The sequence below is a fragment of the Deltaproteobacteria bacterium genome, from assembly GCA_016709225.1.
In the GTDB taxonomy this organism is placed as follows: domain Bacteria; phylum Myxococcota_A; class Polyangia; order Nannocystales; family Nannocystaceae; genus Xiheibacterium; species Xiheibacterium phototrophicum.
On the sequence record JADJEE010000001.1, the window covers coordinates 396795 to 414366 of the forward strand.

Here is a 17572-nt window from a genome sequence, read left to right on the forward strand (position 1 = left end):
GATCGCCACCACGCGGTGCTGTGGCGTCAGGCGCCCGGGAACTCGTGCACCGTCAGCAGGTGCCGTGCGGCGGCCAGCGGCGTGCGCGGCATCTTCGCGAAGTAGCGCATCGCGCCCGGCACGGTGCCGAAGGTGCGCTCGATCGCCGCGAAGTGGGGGTTGCTCGCGACGTTCTCACGCAGCAGCGGCGCCACCGTCGGGTCTTGCCGGAATGCACGGATGTGCTCGAGCAGGCGCTCGTGGTACGCCGGGTCCTCCACGATCGCGAGGATCGACGCGGTCCGCGGGTGACGACGGGCCAGCAGATCGAGCACCTGCTGCTCCATCTCGTCGAGCCCGTCGTTGAAGGACTCGAGCAGCTGGAAGTCGTATTGCGGGTTGGCGTGCACCACCTGCATCACGTGACCGATGATGGCGTCGCGGGTGCTGTTGAAGCCGGTGGGATCGATCAGCGAGGCGGGATCGTCGAGGAATCGCAGCAGCGTGTGGAAGCGGAAGTCGAGCCCCTTGCTGCGGTAGTAGTCGGCCGCGCAGGGCACGATGAAGAAGCGCAGCATGTCGAGGGCCCCGACCATGCGCTGGATCCTCGTGGGGATGATGTCGATGTGGCCGAGCTGCTGCAGCCGACGCAGCCGGCCTTCGACCCGATCGTTGTCGCCGTAGCCGTGCAGGGCGCTCGACAATGCGCGCAGCTTCTGGCGGAAGGCGCGACGGTCGCCCATGGTCTGTCGCACGAGCGACCACGGGCCGCGCGAGAGCCGGGTGGTGGTGGCTTCGTCCAGCGCAGGCATCTTTGCAACCATGGGATCGCCGGCCCCAGTGTGCAAGCTCGTTCGCAGCCGTCCACTGCGAAAGATTCGCCGGGTGACCGCGGCCCGGCCCCGGCTCCGCGCTCAGCCGGGGTGCTGGCGGATCCAGCCCCGCATCCACGTCGCGGCCTTCTCCCAGCCATCCCGCATGTTCCGCTCGGCGGCCTTCTCGACCAGGCCCCCGACGCCGAGGATGCGGACCTCGTTCCACAGATGCGAAGTCCGGCGGCAGCGCTCGGCGCCGAGCGCCTCCACGGTCATGCGGCCGCCGATGCGGATGCGTTCGGTCAGCACCGACATCGAAATCTCGTAGGACCACTCGCCGGTGGCGACGTCCTGGCGGCCGTGCTCGGTGTAGCCCAGCTTGGGGCCCAGCAGCTTGGCGACCGCCGCCGGCAGGTCCAGCTTGGGTTGGACCCGCATGATCCGCGAGCGCTTGCCGCCGGCCTCGATCACCGGGTCGATGTCGCAGACCCCGAAGCCGAGCCCGTCGAGCAGCATCTCGCGGGTGAAGCCGGGATCGAAGAACAGCTGCCAGAAGCGCGCGGGCGTGAGGTCGAAGTCGTGGATGAGCGTGAACTCGATCAAGGGGGCCTCGTGCGCGCGGGAGCCTATCACCGCCGTCCCCGCGTGGGCCGCCGGTGATCCCGGGGCCGCGGGGTCACCGGCGCGCCCGCTCGCGGGGCCGGCTTCAGTCGCCGTCGTCGCAGGCGCGGCGGGCGGGCCCGAGCGCGACGACGACCACGCGCATGGGCCCGACCGGCTCGACCTGCGTGTACGCGGCGTCGTCGAAGCTGGCCAGCGGCTGCAGCGGGAACACCTCGGCGAGCACCGGCAGCCAGTGCGCGGGAACCACCGCGTGGGTCGGCGCGCGCGCGACCCAGCGGCAGATCTTCGCGGCGCGATCGAAGTGGCGATGGGCCGCGACATGATCGTTCAGACCCACGAGGTCGACGATCGTCATCGTCCGCGCCGTGCCCCAGCGCAAGGCGCCTGCGCCCTCAGTCGCGACCACGGCATCCCGCGGCAGCTCGGCGGCGACCCAGCGCGCGGGCTGGGTGTGCAGTACGTGGGTGTCCTCGCTGGCGGCGCGGGCCCGCGCGACGGTGTCCCGCGCCTGCAGGCCGACCATGACCGCGACGGGCGCCACCGCCAACGCGGCCAAGCGCCGCGGCAGCGCGGCGAGGCCGAAGGCGACCACGATCGCCGCCGGCGTCAGCAACGGTACGAAGTAGCGGGCCTCGAAGAACTGCACGCCGGCGTGCAATGGACGCGTGCCGGCGACCAGCAGCACCATCGCAAAGGTGGTGCCGCCCAGCCACGCCAGCATGGCCGCGCCTGCCCGCCACTCGTGGCGCAGCGCTGCCGCGGCGAGCACGACCCCGCCCAGGCCCACCAACCACGGCTGCCACGGCAGCACCTGCTCGGCGAGGTAGGCCAGGCCCGACGCTCCACCGCCGCGACCCTTCACGTAGAACGCGTTGGGCAGCGGGGCGCCCACGGTCGCCAGCAGCCATGCGCTCCACGCCGCGGCGGCGATCGTCGCACCGAGCGCGGCCGCGAGGATTGCCCGTCGCAGCGACGGCGGCAGCCGGGCCCGCAGCGGCCACGCGACCGCGAACGCGACGAACGGCAGCGCAGCGAGCTCGGGGCGGGCCCACACCGCCAGTGCGCCGAGTACCGCGGCGGCGCGCGCCCGGCCGTCGACGATCGCCCACGTCAGCGCCAGCGCCAGCGCCGACGCCAGCGAGACCTCCATCCCGCTCGCGACGCCGTGCAGTGACAGCGGTGCGCTGGCCACGAGCGCGCCGGTCAGCCACGCGATCGATCGCAGCGGCAGCGGGGCGGGCTCGCTCGCGCGCCGCTGAGCGATCGCGATGGTCAGACCGGCGGCGCACCAGGCCGTGAGCGCATGCAGCAGCATCGCGAGCGTGAACACCCGCGGCACGGTCGCGCCGGCGGTCGGCCACGCCCACAGCAGCAGCACCCACAGCGGGCTCGAGCAGCCGGCCTCGTGATCGCCGGGGTTGTAGCTCCAACCCTCGCCGAGCTCGAGGCTCTTGGCGTAGTCGAGGTGGATCCAAGCGTCGTCGAGGGCGAAGTCCTCGCAGGGCAGGCTCACCATCGCGGCCAGCAGCAGCGCCAGCAGGGCCACCGGCACCGCGATGCCGGCCTCGGGCAGCGGGGCGGGTGTGCGACTCAAGCGTCCGATCCCACCTGCAGCACGACCTTGCCGAACTGCGTGCGCGTGTCGAGGTGGCGATGGGCGAGCTCGGCCTGCGCGAGCGGGAACACGCGATCGACCACGGGTCGCAGCGCGCCCGATTCCACCAACGGCAGGATCCGATGCAGCAGCGCCTTGCTGCCCATGGTGCTGCCGAGGATCTGCAGCTGGCGGAAGAACACCTGCCGCAGGTCGGTGCTGGCGTCGTAGCCCGACGACGCGCCGCAGGTGACCACGACGCCGCCCTTGCGCGCGAGCGCGAGGCTGTGCGGCCAGGTGTCCTTGCCGGTGTGCTCGACGACGATGTCGACGCCGCGCTTGCCGACGCCGGGGTGGGCCCGCACCGCCTGTGGCCACTGCGGATCGCTGGTGCACACGCTCGCGTCGGCGCCGAGCTCGAGCGCGCGCGCACACTTGGCCTCGCTGCTGGCCAGGGCGATCACGCTCGCGCCGTGCAGCTTGGCGATCTGCACCGCGGCCACGCCCACGCCGCTGCCGGCCGCGTGCACGAGCACGACGTCGCCGGGGCGCACCGCGGCGCGCACCACCAGCATCTGCCACGCGGTCAGGAACGTCAGCGGCACCGCGGCGGCGGCGGCCATGTCGAGCCCGTCGGGCTTGCGCAGCAGGTTCGCGACCGGCACCGCGATGCGCTCGCAGTAGCCGCCCGGCGCGGTCTCCCCGAGGATGTGATAGTGCCGACACAGGTTGTCCCAGCCCGACAGGCACGACTCGCAGTGACCACAGCTGAGGCCGGGGTTGACCACCACCGCCTGGTCGCGCCACGCGGTGTCCACCCCTTCGCCGCACGCGACGACGCGGCCGGCGATGTCGCTGCCGAGCACGTGGGGCAGGGCAATCCGGACGCCGGGCAGACCCGCGCGGACCCACAGGTCGAGGCGGTTGAGGGCACAGGCCGCGACCTCGATCACGACCTCGCCGGGCCCCGCCTGCGGCTCTGGCAAGGTCGCGACGTTCAGCACCGAGGGGTCACCGTGACGTTCGAACGTGATGGCACGCATGGCTTGATCCCGCGCTCGGACGATCCTTCGATCATCGCACCGGCGACGCGGCCGCGACCGGTGTGTGCGACGGTACCACCGAAATTGCAGCGACCTCGACATCGGCCTTGCCGCGCGCGCCGGACCCCCGCATAAGGGTGGAGACGAGACGTGCGCGCCGGGGGGTTCGCACGACTGGTCCGCCGACGTCCATCGCCGGTGTTCGTTGCAGGGTTCCCATCGATCTCGCGGATCGACACTGCTGGGCCGCCGGCCCGGTGTCCGCGAAGGCGCTGTCCCGAACCGGGACCGCGAGGGGCGCATACGACCGAGTTCAGGTCGTTTGTCCGCCGACGATGGAGATACCCAGATGTTCGACGCGCTCGCCACCGATCAAGGCCTCTCCCGCTACCTCACCGCCATCGAGCGTTACCCGGTGTTGGATCGCGACCGTGAGCTCACGCTCTCGCGGTCGTTCCTCGCGGGTGACAAGGCCGCTGGCGACCTGCTCGTGTGCTGCAACCTGCGCTACGTCGTCAAGATCGCGCAGGGCTACCGCGGCTACGGCTTTCGCATCAACGAACTCGTCGCCGAGGGCAACCTCGGGCTGTTGCAGGCGGTGCGCCGCTTCGAGCCCGAGCGCGGCCTGCGGTTCATGACCTACGCTTCGTACTGGGTCCGCGCCCACGTGCTGTCGTACATCCTCAAGCACTGGAGCTTGGTGGGTGTGGGCACCGGCCCGATGCAGAGCAAGCTGTTCTTCCGCCTCCACCGCGAGAAGGCCAAGCTCGCGGCGCGGTTGGGCACCGGCGAGCACCTCACGGCGAAGCTCGCGGAGACCTTCCAGACCAGCGAGGAGCGCATCCGCTCGATGGAGCAGCGCATCGACGGTCGCGACCTCTCGCTCGATGCGAAGGCCTTCCGCGACGGCACCTCGACCATCATGGACACGCTCGCCGACGGCGAGACCGACCAGGAGAACGCGCTGCTCTCCGACGAGGTCCATGCGCTCGTGCAGGAGCGCGTCGAGGATGCGCTCACCCGGCTCGACGCCCGCGAGCAGATCATCGTGCACCACCGCCTCATCGGCGGCGAGCGTCAGACGCTGTCGGAGATCGGCAAGCAGCTCGGGCTCTCCCGCGAGCGCGTGCGCCAGCTCGAGCAGCGCGTGAAGACCAAGCTGCGCCGCAGCCTGGCCGACCTCGCGCCCGAGGGCACCATGGCCGAGGCCGCCTGATCGACGCCGCGGCGACGGCCGAGCCATCGCGCGGTGGTCGTGCGATGCTCCCGGTCGGAGCCGCGACCATGATCCGGATGATCCGCAAGCCGAGCCTGGTTTCTTCGTTGGCGTCGCTGCTCGCGTGTGGCCACGCGACGGCCGAGCCCACGTCGTCGTCCACCGGCGCCAGCGACGAGGACGGCAGCACCACGCCCGTCGGCAGCAGCGGCGGCACCACCGACGTCGCGAGCACCACCGCCGACAGCAGTGGCTCCGGCGGCGGCACCACCGGAGAGCCCGGCGCGTGCGCCGATCAGCAGCTGCGCGCGCTGCCCGAGGATCCCGGCACGCTGGGCCCGTGGCCGGTCGGCGCCCGCACGATCGACCTCGACGGTCTCACCGTCGAGGTGTGGTACCCGGCGCAGCCTGGCAGCGAGCGCGGCGCGACCAAGGCGATCTACGACATCCGCGAGCAGCTCCCCGCCAGCGAGCAAGGCAAGATCAGCGACGCCGACAACCCGTGGCAGCCGTGCGAGTGCTACCGCGAGCTCGCGCCGGACCTCGAGTACGGCCCATACCCCGTGATCGTCTTCGTGCACGGCACCGCCAGCTTCCGCACGCAGTCGCTGCCGCAGATGGTGCACTGGGCCAGCCGCGGCTTCGTGGTCGTGGCTGCCGATCACCCGGGCCTGAAGCTCGGCGATCTGCTCGGTAGTGCCTGTGGTGCGGGCAACGTCGCGCAGGACCTCGACGGCGATCTCGAGCGCGTGTTGGCGGCCGTGCAGGGGCGCGGCGACGCGCTCGCGTTCCTGGGCGATCGGCAGGATGGCACGCGCGTGGGCATGGCCGGTCACAGCGCCGGCGGAGCCGCGATCGCGTCGTGGGGGGACCGGGCGGCGGTGTTGGTGCCGCTGGCGGCGGGTGGCACCCAAGCCGGCGCGACGCTGCGCTCGACACTCGTGATGGGTGGCACCGCGGACTCCGTGGTCGACTACGGTGCACAGCAGGATGGCTACGGGACGTCGCCGTCGCCCAAGCGCCTGGTCGGCATCGCCGAGGGCGGACACCTCGGCTTCTCCGAGATCTGCTCGCTGGCGAATGCGGCGGGCGACGACCTGCTCGAGGTCGCGACTGCGGCCGGCGTGTGCGGGGCCCAGTTCGCCGGGCTGCTGTTCCAGTGCTCGCCCGATCTCATCGCCGACGCCGACGCGTGGGCGATCATCGACTACGCCACGACGGCGGCCTTCGAGGAGACGCTGCAGTGCCGCGATGCGACCGCGGCGTTCGACGCGATCGCAGCGCGCTTCGATGGCGTGGCCGAGTATCTCTCGATGCCGTGATCGCACGCGCCGCCCCGCCGCACTACCATCGCTCCGCGAAGGCGGCGTGGGTCACGTCGTAGCGCGGCGGCTGCGAGGGCCCCGCGCCGCTCGGCCTGCGTCGCTCGAGCTCGCCGCGGCCGTCGAGCGCGGGCGCGCCACCGGCCGCAGCGGTGGCCCGGTCGGCCCGCGGGGCCGGTGCGTCGCCCGTGACCTCGGTCGCGGGCAACGGCCCCGAAGCTCGGGCGTGCGTCGCCTGCGTCGACGGAACCGCGCGGCAGCCGAGGGCGACCGCCACGAGTCCGCAGAACGACAACCACCGCTTCATCGACCCACCATGGTCGGTGGCGAGCCCGGCGATGACGCTGCCGTGGGCGCCCACGGCTACCATGCGTCCAGGGATGCCCGGGCCCGATGCGCGCGAGCGCGGCGTGATCCGCGTCGCCGGTGACGATTGCGTCGACGGCGGCGGCGCGGCGCTACAGCGCCTGCAGGCCGTAGGGCGGTGATGCGTTGACCAGCGTGCCACCCTCGCAGTTCAACGTCACCGATTCGAAGCTGACGCCGTCCTTCATCGCGCGCAGCACGTAGCTGCCGGCGGGCACGTTGCTGAACAGCACGCCGCCGTCCTCGGTGGTCTCGGTCAGCATCGGGTCCGGCACCACGTCGGCGCCGAAGTACACCGGGCCGCGGGCGGGATCGATCGACGGCTCGAGCGTGACCGTGGCGCCCGCCTCACCGTGGGCGCCGTCGTCGTAGATCGACTTTCCGACGCGCGTCACCGTGCTGACGATCTGGCACGCACCCGGGTCGACCTCGACCGACAGCAGGTCGGCGAGCAGCGCGAACAGATCGTCGCCGGGGATCTGGAACGTCACGCGCTCGAGCGACCCGTCGTCGGGCAGGGTGAAGGTCTTCGTGCGCGCGCGCGGGAAGCCGTCGGCGACCATCTCGAAGGTCGCGAGGCTGCCGGCGGGGACCTCGGGCAGCACGAAGTGACCGGCCTCGTCGGTGGTGGTCGTGATGCCGGGTTGCTCGACGATCGAGATGGTCGCGCCAGCGATGAGGCCGTACGGCGTGCCGGGTAGCGTGAACGCGAACGCGTCGCCGCTCACCTCGATCGTCGACACGTCGTGATCGGTGTCGGCGCAGCCGGTGCTGCCGTCGTCGGCGAAGGGGTCGGCGCAGCCGAGCACGAGCAGCAGCGCGGGGAGGACCATGCAACGGCGGGGCTGACGTCGGGGAGCCATCGAGCGCACCCTAGCAGCCCGCGGTGAGACTCCGCGACGCGAACGCACCGCCCTCGAAGCCCGGCTTCGCCTTGGGCTGCGGGCACCCCCAACGAGGAGGTGCTTCGTCGCGCGCGACGCCGCCGGCCCCACGCGCTCAGGGCAGGTCGAAGCGCAGGTTGTCGAACGCCGAGCGCAGCTCCTCGAAGCGGTCGCGCAGGGCCTCGCGCAGACGCTCGCGCTCGGTGTTGGCCTTCTTGACGCCGAGCGAGGCCTCGAACGCGGTCGCGTCGGCCAGGAAGTTGCCGAGCGCGGCGTCGAAGCTCAGCAACCAGAACGCGTCGGCCCGCTCGTCGGCGTGGGCCTCGGCGTAGCTGCGCAGGGCTTCGGCGTGGCGCTCGAGATCCGCCAGCGGGTCGGCGCAGGTACCGGCCTCGGTGGGATCGCCCCGCACGCACGCGGCGTAGGTCTTGGCCGCCAGCTCGACGCGATGGCAGTGCCACTCCAGTCGGCGTCCGTGACGGGCCTCGACCTGCGCGAGTCGGAGCTCGTCGAGGCCATCGTCGATGCGCGTCAGCTCGGCCGAGAGCGCGGTCTCGGCGGTGTCGAAGGCGGTGAACGCCTCACCGAGCCGCGGCCCCAGCTCCTTGCCCTTGGCCCAGGCGTCGCTGCGGTAGGCCTCGTCGGAGAGATACGTGTCGAGCTCGTCGGCCACGCCCGCGAACTCGCGAGCGGCCTCGTCGTAGCGCGACAGTGCGTGCTCGACGGTCGGTAGCGTCGGCGACAACCCGGGCCCCTCGTCGCGGGCGCGCGCGCACGGCTGCAGCTCGCGCGTGACCGGGTAGACCAACGGCTTGGGCCCGCCGCGACGTGCGACGTTGGTCTTGGGATCGATGCCGGCCTGCCAGCGCCGCCAGCTCTCGACCACGCGACCCCGCGAGCGCCGCAGGCACTCGTGGTAGAGCGCGAGCTTGTCGGCCAGGCGCTGCTGCTCGTCGAGCGCCGGCGGCGGCAGCGTGCCGGGCATCTCGGTGCCGACCGCGGCGATGCGCTCCTCGAGCTCGGCCTGCACCCGCTCGGAGACCGCCGCGCCCAGCCGATCGCAGCCGACCACCGCCAGCAGCAACACGGGCCATCGCGGGGTAGGGCCGCTCATCGCACGCACACCGTCGGCGAGAAGGCTGCCACGCGCGGCGGCGCGTCGCAACGACGTCACACCCAGTGGGGATCCTCGGGCACCACGATGCGCAGGTGGTGGAACAGGTTCTCGATGCGATAGCGGCTGGCGATCACGAACTCCTCGCCGTCGATCTGCGCGTGGATGCGCGAGCGCTTGCGGGGCTCGATTGCGATCTCGAAGACCTGGCCCCGCGGGACCTCGCGCCGCGGCAGCCCCAGCACCGCGAGGTCGTCGCCCGTGACGGGGTTGCGCTTGTGGCCGCCGATCGCCGCCGCCGCCCAGTCGGCATGGCCACGCAGCACCACCAGCTCGAACCTGCCGTCGTCGGGCTTGGCGCCCGGATCGAAGATCCAGTCGCCCGCGTAGACGATGGTGCCCTGCACGAGGATGTCGGTGACCTTGGCGTACTGCGACGCCACGCCGTCGACGAGGATCTCGGCGTCGAAGTTGGCCCCGCCCAGGGCGCCGAACACCAGCGTGCGCAGGGTCGCCGAGGTGTACACGAGCTTGTCGCGGTAGACCGCCCGCAACAGCGGCACCCGCTCGACCCACTCGCGCTCGCGGTTGCGCTTGGCCAGCACCCGCGCCGAGAAGCCCATGCCGCAGCTGTCGAACCAGAGATCGCGCGCGACCGGCTCGCCGTCGGCGCCGAACGCCTCGATGCGGCCGACGTCGAGCCACTGCTCGACGCCGTTGCGGATGACCTCGACGTTGTGACGCAGCGCGCGGACCCCCGCGACGATGCCGAAGCTGCGGCCTTGATCGTTGGCGGTGCCCATCGGCAGCATGCCCAGCGGGATGTCGATGCCGCTGCGCTCGCGTGCGAGGATGATGGCCTTGGCGGCCTCGGCGAAGGTGCCATCGCCGCCCATGTAGACCACGCGCGCCGCGTCCTCGCGCTCGATGCGTTCGGCCAGCGCCGGCACGGTCGCGCCCTGGGGTAGCGTCGCGAAGAACTCGGGGCGCAGGCCGGCGTCGTCGAGCACCGCCATCGCGTCGTCGATGAAGCGCTTGGCCTTGCCGCTTCTGGCGGTCGGGTTCGCGACCAGCAGGGTCACGCGGTCGCGTTCGCGCACCAAGGCGACGGACAGCGTATGCGAAGCCGCCGGCGCGTGCGTGATCGATCGACGCGGGCGCCGCCCTCGGCCGTGGGCTCGCGGGACGGCCGCCGCCGGCCCCCTCGACCACGCGGCCGCGGCGTTGGTTTCGTCGCCGCGACCCCTTCCGCACGTGCGTCAGCGCCCACCCGGGGCCCCCGCGAAGGCCGCGCGAAACCGACGCGGCCGCGGCGGGATCTGCTAGGCATGGCGCCGATGTCCACCGCCCGCGTCCTGTCGTTCGCGCTCGGCCTCGCCCTGTGCGCGACGTCGTGCAAGCCCGCCGCCACGACCCCGCCACCGGCCAACGACGGCGCCGCGACGACGCCCGCGTTCGAGAACCCCGGCGGCATGTGGATGCCGGCCCAGCTCGCCGATCAGCAGGACACGTTGAAGTCACTGGGGCTCGCGTTCGACCCCAAGACGCTGCAGGACCCGACCTCGTTCCCGCTGGGCGCGATCGTCAGCCTCGGCGGGTGCTCGGGCTCGTTCGTGTCGAACCAGGGCCTGGTCATCACCAACCACCACTGCGTGATCGGAGCGCTGCAGCACAACTCGACCCCGCAGCACAACCTGCTGGTCGATGGCTACGTGGCCAAGACCAAGGCCGACGAGAAGCCCGCCGGCGATCACCAGCACATCTACGTGACCGAGGCGATCACCGACGTCACCGGCGAGATGACCCAGGGGCTCGATGCGATCACCGAGCCCAAGGGGCGCTACGTGGAGCTGCAGTCGCGCACGCGCGCGATCCAGGAGCGCTGCGAGTCGGCTCACCCCGGCCACGCCTGCGCGGTGCGGTCGTTCTTCGAGGGCGCGCAGTACTACCTCGTCGATGCGCTCGAGATCCGCGACGTGCGGCTGGTCTATGCCCCCCACGCCGGCATCGGCGTGTTCGGTGGCGAGGTCGACAACTGGCGCTGGCCCCGACACACCGGCGACTTCTCGATGCTGCGCGCCTACGTCGGCAAGGACGGCCAGCCCGCCGCGCCGTCGCCCGACAACGTCCCCTACGTGCCTCCGCACCACCTGAAGATCGCCACCACGCCGCTGGGCGCCGGCGACTTCGTGATGGTCGCGGGCTACCCCGGCCGTACCAACCGATTGAGCACCGCCGACGAGGTCAAGGACGCCATGCAGTGGCGCTACCCCCGGGACATCGAGCGCTACGGCGAGACCATCGCGTTGCTCGAGTCGATCGGCAAGCGCAAGCCCGAGCTCGCGATCAAGGCCGCCGGTCGCACCCGCCGACTCGCGAACTACTACACCAACTTCAAGGGCATGCTCGAGGGGCTCGAGAAGGGCGGACTCGCCGAGCGCAAGGCCACCCACGAGGCCGAGCTGCGCACCTGGATCGAGGCCGACGCCACGCGCAAGGCCAAGTGGGGCACCGTGCTCGACGAGCTCGCGGCGATGGACGCCGAGTACCGCAAGACGCGGGATCACGACGCCGCGCTGCGCGAGATCGTCGAGTCCAGCGGGCTGTTCGGTGCGGTGCTCGGCCTCGCGGTGATGCTCGACACGTCCGAGGTGCCGCGCGCCGAGCTGCAGGCCAACGTCGACGCCGCCGCGAACTCGCTCGAGCCCGAGCTCGACCGCCCGCTGCTGCAGCTCGCGCTCACCCGCGCCGCGCGACTGCCCGACGACAGCCGGCCCGACGACGTGATGGTCGCACTGCTCGGCCCCCGCAAGGGCAAGCAGACCACGCAGGCGTGGATCGAGTCCGGCGTGGCGAAGCTGTACGCCAAGACCAAGCTCACCGATCCGCGCTTCCGCACCAAGCTGGCGGCGGCCAAGGACGCCGCCGCGATGGCGAAGCTGCCCGATCCATTCGTGAAGGCCGCGGTCGCGGTGCGCACCGCCTACGCCGACGCACGCAGCCGCGACGAGGCACGGCTCGGGAACATGTCGCGGCTGCGTCCGCAGTTCGTGGCCGCACTGCGCGAGTGGAGCAAGGTACCGCTCGCGCCCGACGCGAACAGCACGCTGCGCATCACCTACGGCACCGTGAAGGGCTACAAGCCGACCGCCGAGGCGGCCGCCTACGAGCCCTTCACCACGCTGTCGCAGATGGTCGCGAAGCACACCGGCACCGAGCCCTTCGACGCGCCGCCGACCCTGCTCGCGGCGGCCAAGGCCGCCAAGGGCCGCTACCTCGTGCCCGAGCTCGGCGACGTGCCGCTCGACTTCCTCGCCGATCTCGACATCACCGGTGGCAACTCCGGCTCGGCCACCCTCAATGCCAAGGGCGAGCTGGTCGGGCTGGCGTTCGACGGCAACTACGAGTCGATCGCCTCGAACTGGTTGTTCATCCCCGGCATCACGCGCTCGATCCACGTCGACATCCGCTTCGTGCAGTGGGTGCTGGACGCGGTCGACGACGGTGATCACTTGCTGCTCGAGATGGGCGTCACACCCGAGCTGGTCGCCGCCGCCAACGGAGCCACCGGCGAGCAGCCCGCGCCGGCGCAGGCCGTGCAGCCGGAGCAGCCCGCGGTGCCCGAGCCGCCCGCCGGCGCGCCCGCCCCGGTCGCGCCCTGATCACGCGGGCCCGCCCGCCTCGATGTCCTCGCGTCCGTGGTTCCGATCGCGGACGCGCTGCATCGCGGTGCTCCGCCGGCGCACCTCCAACTTGGGCCGAAGGCTTGCGGCGCCCCGCGGCCACCTTTACGGCCACATCATGCACACCGGACCCGATGCGGTTCCCCTCGTCATCGCCGAGATCGGCTGCAACCACAAGGGCGACTTCGCGCTGGCGAAGGAGTTGGTGCAGACCGCAGCACAGTTCTGTCGCGTCGACGCGGTGAAGTTCCAGAAGCGCACGCCGCGGGAGCTGCTGTCGCCGGAGCAGTACGACGCGCCGCACCCCGATCCCGCGCACGCCTACGGTCGCACCTACGGCGAGCACCGCGAGTTCCTCGAGCTCGACGTCGACCAACACGCCGAGCTCAAGACGCTCTGCGAGTCGCTCGGCATCGACTACTCGAGCAGCGCGTGGGACCTGACGTCGGCCAAGGAGATCGCGTCGCTGCAACCGTCGTGGATCAAGATCCCGAGCGCGTGCAACACCGACTACGCGATGCTCGGTTGGCTGTGTGAGCACTACGCCGGCGGTCTGCACGTCAGCCTCGGCATGACCACCAAGCCCGAAGAGCGCGCGCTGATGGAGCTGCTCGAGGCCCACGGCCGGCTCGGCGACACCGTGCTGTACTCGTGCACGTCGGGCTATCCGGTCGCGATGGAAGACCTGTGTCTGCTGGAGATTTCGCGGCTCGCCGACGACTACGGCGATCGTGTGGCGGCGATCGGGTTCTCCGGTCATCACCTCGGCATCGCGGCCGACATCGCCGCCATCACGCTGGGCGCGGCGTGGGTGGAGCGGCACTTCACCCTCGATCGCACGTGGAAGGGCACCGACCACGCGGCCTCGCTCGAGCCCGATGGCATGCGTCGGCTATGTCGCGACGTGCGCAACGTCGCCGGCGCGCTGCGGTTCCGCGACGAGGAGATCCTCGAGGTCGAGCGGGCCGCCCGCTCGAAGCTGAAGCACGTCGCGCGGCCGCGCTTGATCAAGGCCGCGTAGCAGCGACGCTACAGCGTGTCCATGATCTGCATCGCGAGCTCGCAGTACGGATTCAGCTCGAGCGCGCGATCGAGGGCCTCGCGTGCACGGTCCGGCTGGCGCAGCGCGCTGTAGATTGCGCCGCGGTACGCGTGCACGAGGTCGAGGCTCGGGTCCATGGTCTGCGCGTAGTCCAGTAGCTCGAGCGCGTGGTCGGCGGTCTCGCGATCGCCACCGGAGGCCTGGAAGCGCGCGTAGGCCAACATCGCGTGCAGCTCGGCGACGTCGAAGCCGCTGTCGTAGGCCTCCTCGAGCAGCCCGACCGCCTGCGCCCAGTCGGCGCCTGCCATCGCGATCTCGGCCTCGTTGAAGCGCACGGCGCCGATCATCTCGGGGTTGGCGTCCTGCTCCATCGTCGACTCCGCGCCGGCGTGGCGCGCGGGGCCGTCGAGTGGGCTGCCGCCGGGTCCGAGCTCGATGCCGTCGAGCTCGTCGAAGCCCATGAGGTCGTTGGCGCCGGTCAGCGAGGGTGGCTCTTCGTCGAGCGCGAGGTCGTCGTCGATGGCGTCCGGCGTGATGCCGAGGAGCTCGGGCGAGAGCTCGTGGGTCGCGGTCTCGAGCAGGGCCGACGGCGCTTCGGGGATGTCCTCGCCGGTGTCGGCATCGAGCGGCTCGAGCGCGTCGCCGCCCACGAGCGGATCGAGTTCGTCGTCGGGATCGAGCTCGAGGCCCGCGAGGTCGGCGTCGTCGAGCTGGACGCCGTCGAGCTCGTCGACGCCGAGCAGGTCGTGGCCGATCGCGTCGGTCGAGATGGGCGCGAGGCCACCCTCGAGCACGGTCGCGTCGGGGTCGGATCGCGTACCGTCGCGCGGCACCGGGCGCGGTGAGCTGGGCTCGGCGACGGTCTCGAGGTCGTGCGGCAGGATGTCGTAGACCGAGGGGTCACCGAAGTCACCGGGCGCGAGCGCAGGCTCGCTCGGCGGCTCGTTGACGGCGTCGTCGACGAGCTCGTCGATGGCCTCGATGGCGCCGGGCTGCAGGGTCTCGGCGAAGTCCGGCTCGACCGACGCGGGCTCGACCGAGACGGCCTCGAGCGCCGCGGGCTCGGTCGTGGTCGGCGACGCGGCGGCCTCGGGCGCGGGCGCGACCGCGGGCACCGGCGCGGCGTCCATCTCCGACGGCGCGGTCGGGATCAGCGGGCCGTCCATCAGGCCCTCGAAGCTCTCGTCCTCGCCGAAGTCGATCGCTTCTTCGAACGCCTCCACCACGCCGGCCGGCTCCGCCGCCACCAGCGACTCTGGTAGCTCAGGCTTGGGTCGCATCGCCGACACCGAGTGCAGCGTCGGACCCTGGCCGTCCTCGTCCTCGACGCCGGCGAACTCGGCCTCGTGGTCGCCGAGCAGTGCGCGCACCTTCGGCAGCTCGCCGGGCAGGGGCGTGTCCTCGTACTCGGTGACGACGTCCTGCGCCTCGAAGCCGGGCGCGAAGGCGTCGTCGTCCTGGTCCGACCCCATGAAGCTCGGGCGCGCCGGGGTCGTGCGCGGCGGCTGGGGCTCGTCGACGAGCGCCACCACGCCGGCCTGTACCAAGCCGTACAGCAGCGCCGCGGGGTTGGGGATGCCGGGATCGCTGCCGGGCGCGACGACGGTCTTCAGCATGCGGCTGCCGTCGAGGCAGGCCACGAAGAAGCCCTCCTCGAGCGAGAGCTCGAGCCCGAGCTCGCGGGCGAACTCCGCCGGGTGGCCGCGCAGGGTCGGGTAGAGCCCGAGCTGATCGGTCAGGGCAGCGCGCGCGCGGTCCTCGGTGTAGCGATCTTGGATCGCCGCCAGGATCACGCCCTCGGCCGAGGTGTCGAGCCGCACGCCGAAGGTCTGGCCCTCGCTCTCGGACTTGAACTGGTAGCGGCCGTCCTCCCACGAGAAGATGTCGAAGAGCTTGGCGCGCAGCTGCGCCTGCAGGCCGTAGCGGAGGTTGCCCTCCGAGAGGATGCCCATCTCGACCAGCAGCTCGCCCTGCTTCTTGCCGGTGCGACGGATGGCCTCGAGGGTCTGCTCGCACTGCTCCTGCGTGATGAGGCCCTCGTGGGCGAGCACCTGGCCGAGGCACTCCGACAGCACGTTGCTACGTACGAACACCGGCTGACCGCCCTCGAAGAAGACGACCTTCTTGCTCTGCCCCGAGAGCAGGTAGAGGCTGCCGGTGAGGTTCGCGCGGGCGATCTCGCGGATGAGCCGCGGGAACGCGAAGCGACGCAACGATCCCTTGGTCGGAAAACCGAGCTGCGGTTCGGGGGTCGCCTGCGCCGTCGCCATCGGATGCGGTCTGCGCGGGACGAAGCGGTCGGCCGCCGACCGCTTCGTTCGCAGCATCATCGTACGCAAATCGGTCGCGAATTTGGAAGCGACCAGGGGGCAGGGGGCGCTTCAAATTGCCGGACGCGCCCTCGTGGTCGCCGGCCTCGGGTCCGCGCGCTCGGAGCGACCAAGCGGACGTGGACGGCCGGGGCCGGGCAGGGGGCGACCCTGGGGCCCCGTGGCGGGGAACGACGGCGCCAAGACCCCTGGCGCACCCGCGGGCGCGCGCGTGGTCCGCGATGGCGGCCCGACCGGCACGACGCCGAGGCCGAGCTTCGGCTTTGCGGGGGCTGTGGCGCTCGCGTAGCGTTCGAGTGACCGTGACAGCAACCGCCGCCATCCTCCTCGCCGCCGGCAAGGGCACGCGCATGCGCTCGACGTTGCCCAAGGTGCTGCATCCGTTCCGCGGCGAGCCGCTGCTGCTGCATCCGCTGCGGGCGGTGCGTCGCGCCGGCGCGACGCTCGTGGTGGTGGTCGTCGGTCACGGCGCACAGGCGGTCGAGCAGGCCGTGCGGGCGCACGGGCGCGACGGTGATCCCGAGCTGCGCTTCGCGGTGCAGGCCGAGCAGCGCGGCACCGGCCACGCGGTGCTGTGCGCGCTGTCGTGCATGGACGACGTGCAGGGACCGGTGTTGGTGTGCTCCGGTGACGTGCCGCTGGTGACCCCCGAACGGTTGCAAGCGCTGGTCGACGGCTGCCTCGTGTCGGGCACGGTCGCGCTCGGCGTGTTCACGCCCGCCGACCCCAGCGGCTATGGCCGCATCGTGCGCGACCCGGCCGGCCACGTGCAGGCGATCCGCGAGCACCGCGATGCGGATGCCCGGGAGCTCGCGATCCGCGAGTGCAACGCTGGGCTCTACTGCTTCGACGCCGCGGTGCTGCGCGAGACGCTGCCGCGGGTCGGCAGCAACAACGTGCAGGGCGAGATCTACCTGACCGACGTGATTGCGGCGCTCGCCGGTCGCGGGCTGGCCACCGTCGCCATTCCCGAGCACGAGGCCGCCGGCATCAACACGCCGGAGGAGCTGAGCGCACTCGAGGCGATCGCGCTCGGGCGCTGAAGCGCTCGCGCGGCCGTCAGGGCGCCCGCTGCAGCATCTGCTCGACCACCGCGCGCAGCTCCGCGATGTCGAACGGCTTCTCGATGAAGCGGGCGCAGCCAGCCGCGATCGCGGCCTCGCGCTCGTGCTTCATCACGCTGGCACTGATCGCGACCAGCGGGATCGCGGCGAGCTGCGGATCGGCCTGCATCTGCCGCGCGAACTCGAAGCCGTCGATCCCCGGCAGATCCAGATCGACGAGTGCGAGCGCCGGCGGCTCGCGCCGCGCCGACTGCAGGCCCTCTTCGCCGGTCGCGACACCGATGACCTCATGGCGTCCGCCGTGCTCCAGCACCTTGCGCACCAATGCGAGGTTGGCGGCATTGTCCTCGACGTAGAGGATGCGCGTGCGCGTCATCTCCGGGGCGCAAGCAGAGTACCTGCGCGGCGAGCCGCGGTCCACGACGCCGGCCCAGGCGGTGTGGCAGCGGACGAGGGGGCCGGGGCCCGCGAGCGCCCCTGCGTGCGCGCGGGTGGG

General features: G+C 71.9%; 15 protein-coding genes. 5 read left to right on the plus strand and 10 right to left on the minus strand.

Annotated elements, in window-relative coordinates; all coding sequences use genetic code 11:
* Positions 1 to 26: 26 nt before the first annotated feature.
* The 4 genes from IPH07_01685 to IPH07_01700 form a co-directional block, all read right to left on the minus strand.
* A complete protein-coding gene (locus tag IPH07_01685; GenBank protein ID MBK6916087.1) occupies positions 27 to 791 on the minus strand; it encodes a hypothetical protein in 765 nt (254 codons plus the stop codon).
* A 102-nt stretch (positions 792 to 893) separates the two neighbouring features.
* The gene (locus IPH07_01690) at positions 894 to 1397 is read right to left on the minus strand and encodes a DUF2505 family protein (protein ID MBK6916088.1); all 504 of its coding nucleotides are present in this window, start codon (positions 1395 to 1397) and stop codon (positions 894 to 896) included.
* A 103-nt stretch (positions 1398 to 1500) separates the two neighbouring features.
* Positions 1501 to 3012 (minus strand): hypothetical protein, encoded by a 1512-nt coding sequence (locus IPH07_01695; protein ID MBK6916089.1) that lies wholly within the window; start codon positions 3010 to 3012, stop codon positions 1501 to 1503.
* The gene (locus tag IPH07_01700; GenBank protein ID MBK6916090.1) at positions 3009 to 4055 is read right to left on the minus strand and encodes a zinc-binding dehydrogenase; all 1047 of its coding nucleotides are present in this window, start codon (positions 4053 to 4055) and stop codon (positions 3009 to 3011) included. Before IPH07_01700 ends, IPH07_01695 begins: the two co-directional genes overlap by 4 nt.
* 349 nt (positions 4056 to 4404) lie before the next feature.
* Between IPH07_01700 and IPH07_01705 the strand changes: the two genes are divergently transcribed.
* Both IPH07_01705 and IPH07_01710 read left to right on the plus strand, forming a co-directional pair.
* Positions 4405 to 5271 carry an RNA polymerase factor sigma-32 gene (locus IPH07_01705; protein MBK6916091.1) on the plus strand — a complete coding sequence of 289 codons (867 nt, stop codon included), beginning with the start codon at positions 4405 to 4407 and terminating at the stop codon, positions 5269 to 5271.
* A 68-nt stretch (positions 5272 to 5339) separates the two neighbouring features.
* On the plus strand, positions 5340 to 6593 hold the full coding sequence (locus IPH07_01710) for a hypothetical protein (GenBank protein MBK6916092.1): 1254 nt from the start codon (positions 5340 to 5342) through the stop codon (positions 6591 to 6593).
* Between the two features lie 22 nt (positions 6594 to 6615).
* Here the strand turns inward: IPH07_01710 and IPH07_01715 are convergent, their stop codons facing one another.
* From IPH07_01715 to IPH07_01730, 4 genes are all read right to left on the minus strand, one after another.
* A complete protein-coding gene (locus tag IPH07_01715; GenBank protein MBK6916093.1) occupies positions 6616 to 6963 on the minus strand; it encodes a hypothetical protein in 348 nt (115 codons plus the stop codon).
* 88 nt (positions 6964 to 7051) lie between these two features.
* Complete coding sequence (locus IPH07_01720; protein MBK6916094.1) at positions 7052 to 7792, minus strand: carboxypeptidase regulatory-like domain-containing protein; 741 nt, start codon at positions 7790 to 7792, stop codon at positions 7052 to 7054.
* 166 nt (positions 7793 to 7958) lie between these two features.
* Entirely contained in the window at positions 7959 to 8957 is a 999-nt protein-coding gene (locus IPH07_01725) for a DUF3829 domain-containing protein (protein ID MBK6916095.1), read from the minus strand.
* A 56-nt stretch (positions 8958 to 9013) separates the two neighbouring features.
* Complete coding sequence (locus IPH07_01730) at positions 9014 to 10060, minus strand: hypothetical protein (protein MBK6916096.1); 1047 nt, start codon at positions 10058 to 10060, stop codon at positions 9014 to 9016.
* 234 nt (positions 10061 to 10294) lie between these two features.
* Between IPH07_01730 and IPH07_01735 the strand changes: the two genes are divergently transcribed.
* Positions 10295 to 12619, plus strand: a complete 2325-nt coding sequence (locus tag IPH07_01735) for a S46 family peptidase (GenBank protein MBK6916097.1) — start codon at positions 10295 to 10297, stop codon at positions 12617 to 12619.
* A gap of 139 nt (positions 12620 to 12758) precedes the next feature.
* A complete protein-coding gene (locus tag IPH07_01740) occupies positions 12759 to 13661 on the plus strand; it encodes an N-acetylneuraminate synthase family protein (protein ID MBK6916098.1) in 903 nt (300 codons plus the stop codon).
* Positions 13662 to 13669: 8 nt separating this feature from the next.
* Here the strand turns inward: IPH07_01740 and IPH07_01745 are convergent, their stop codons facing one another.
* Positions 13670 to 15952: a DUF4388 domain-containing protein gene (locus IPH07_01745; GenBank protein MBK6916099.1), complete on the minus strand. Its 2283-nt coding sequence runs from the start codon at positions 15950 to 15952 to the stop codon at positions 13670 to 13672.
* A gap of 362 nt (positions 15953 to 16314) precedes the next feature.
* On the opposite strand from IPH07_01745, the gene IPH07_01750 reads away from it, so the two are divergent.
* Entirely contained in the window at positions 16315 to 17055 is a 741-nt protein-coding gene (locus tag IPH07_01750; GenBank protein ID MBK6916100.1) for an NTP transferase domain-containing protein, read from the plus strand.
* A 16-nt stretch (positions 17056 to 17071) separates the two neighbouring features.
* Here IPH07_01750 and IPH07_01755 read toward each other — a convergent pair whose 3' ends face one another.
* Positions 17072 to 17452 carry a response regulator gene (locus IPH07_01755; GenBank protein ID MBK6916101.1) on the minus strand — a complete coding sequence of 127 codons (381 nt, stop codon included), beginning with the start codon at positions 17450 to 17452 and terminating at the stop codon, positions 17072 to 17074.
* Positions 17453 to 17572: the final 120 nt, after the last annotated feature.

Bases quoted from the DNA above. Each gene is read 5' to 3' on its own strand.
- IPH07_01715 (MBK6916093.1), bottom strand. From the start codon at position 6,963: ATGGTAGCCGTGGGCGCCCACGGCAGCGTCATCGCCGGGCTCGCCACC.
- IPH07_01705 (MBK6916091.1), top strand. From the start codon at position 4,405: ATGTTCGACGCGCTCGCCACCGATCAAGGCCTCTCCCGCTACCTCACC.
- IPH07_01710 (MBK6916092.1), top strand. From the start codon at position 5,340: ATGATCCGGATGATCCGCAAGCCGAGCCTGGTTTCTTCGTTGGCGTCG.
- IPH07_01745 (MBK6916099.1), bottom strand. From the start codon at position 15,952: ATGGCGACGGCGCAGGCGACCCCCGAACCGCAGCTCGGTTTTCCGACC.
- IPH07_01740 (MBK6916098.1), top strand. From the start codon at position 12,759: ATGCACACCGGACCCGATGCGGTTCCCCTCGTCATCGCCGAGATCGGC.
- IPH07_01685 (MBK6916087.1), bottom strand. From the start codon at position 791: ATGCCTGCGCTGGACGAAGCCACCACCACCCGGCTCTCGCGCGGCCCG.
- IPH07_01725 (MBK6916095.1), bottom strand. From the start codon at position 8,957: ATGAGCGGCCCTACCCCGCGATGGCCCGTGTTGCTGCTGGCGGTGGTC.
- IPH07_01755 (MBK6916101.1), bottom strand. From the start codon at position 17,452: ATGACGCGCACGCGCATCCTCTACGTCGAGGACAATGCCGCCAACCTC.
- IPH07_01735 (MBK6916097.1), top strand. From the start codon at position 10,295: ATGTCCACCGCCCGCGTCCTGTCGTTCGCGCTCGGCCTCGCCCTGTGC.
- IPH07_01700 (MBK6916090.1), bottom strand. From the start codon at position 4,055: ATGCGTGCCATCACGTTCGAACGTCACGGTGACCCCTCGGTGCTGAAC.
- IPH07_01720 (MBK6916094.1), bottom strand. From the start codon at position 7,792: ATGGTCCTCCCCGCGCTGCTGCTCGTGCTCGGCTGCGCCGACCCCTTC.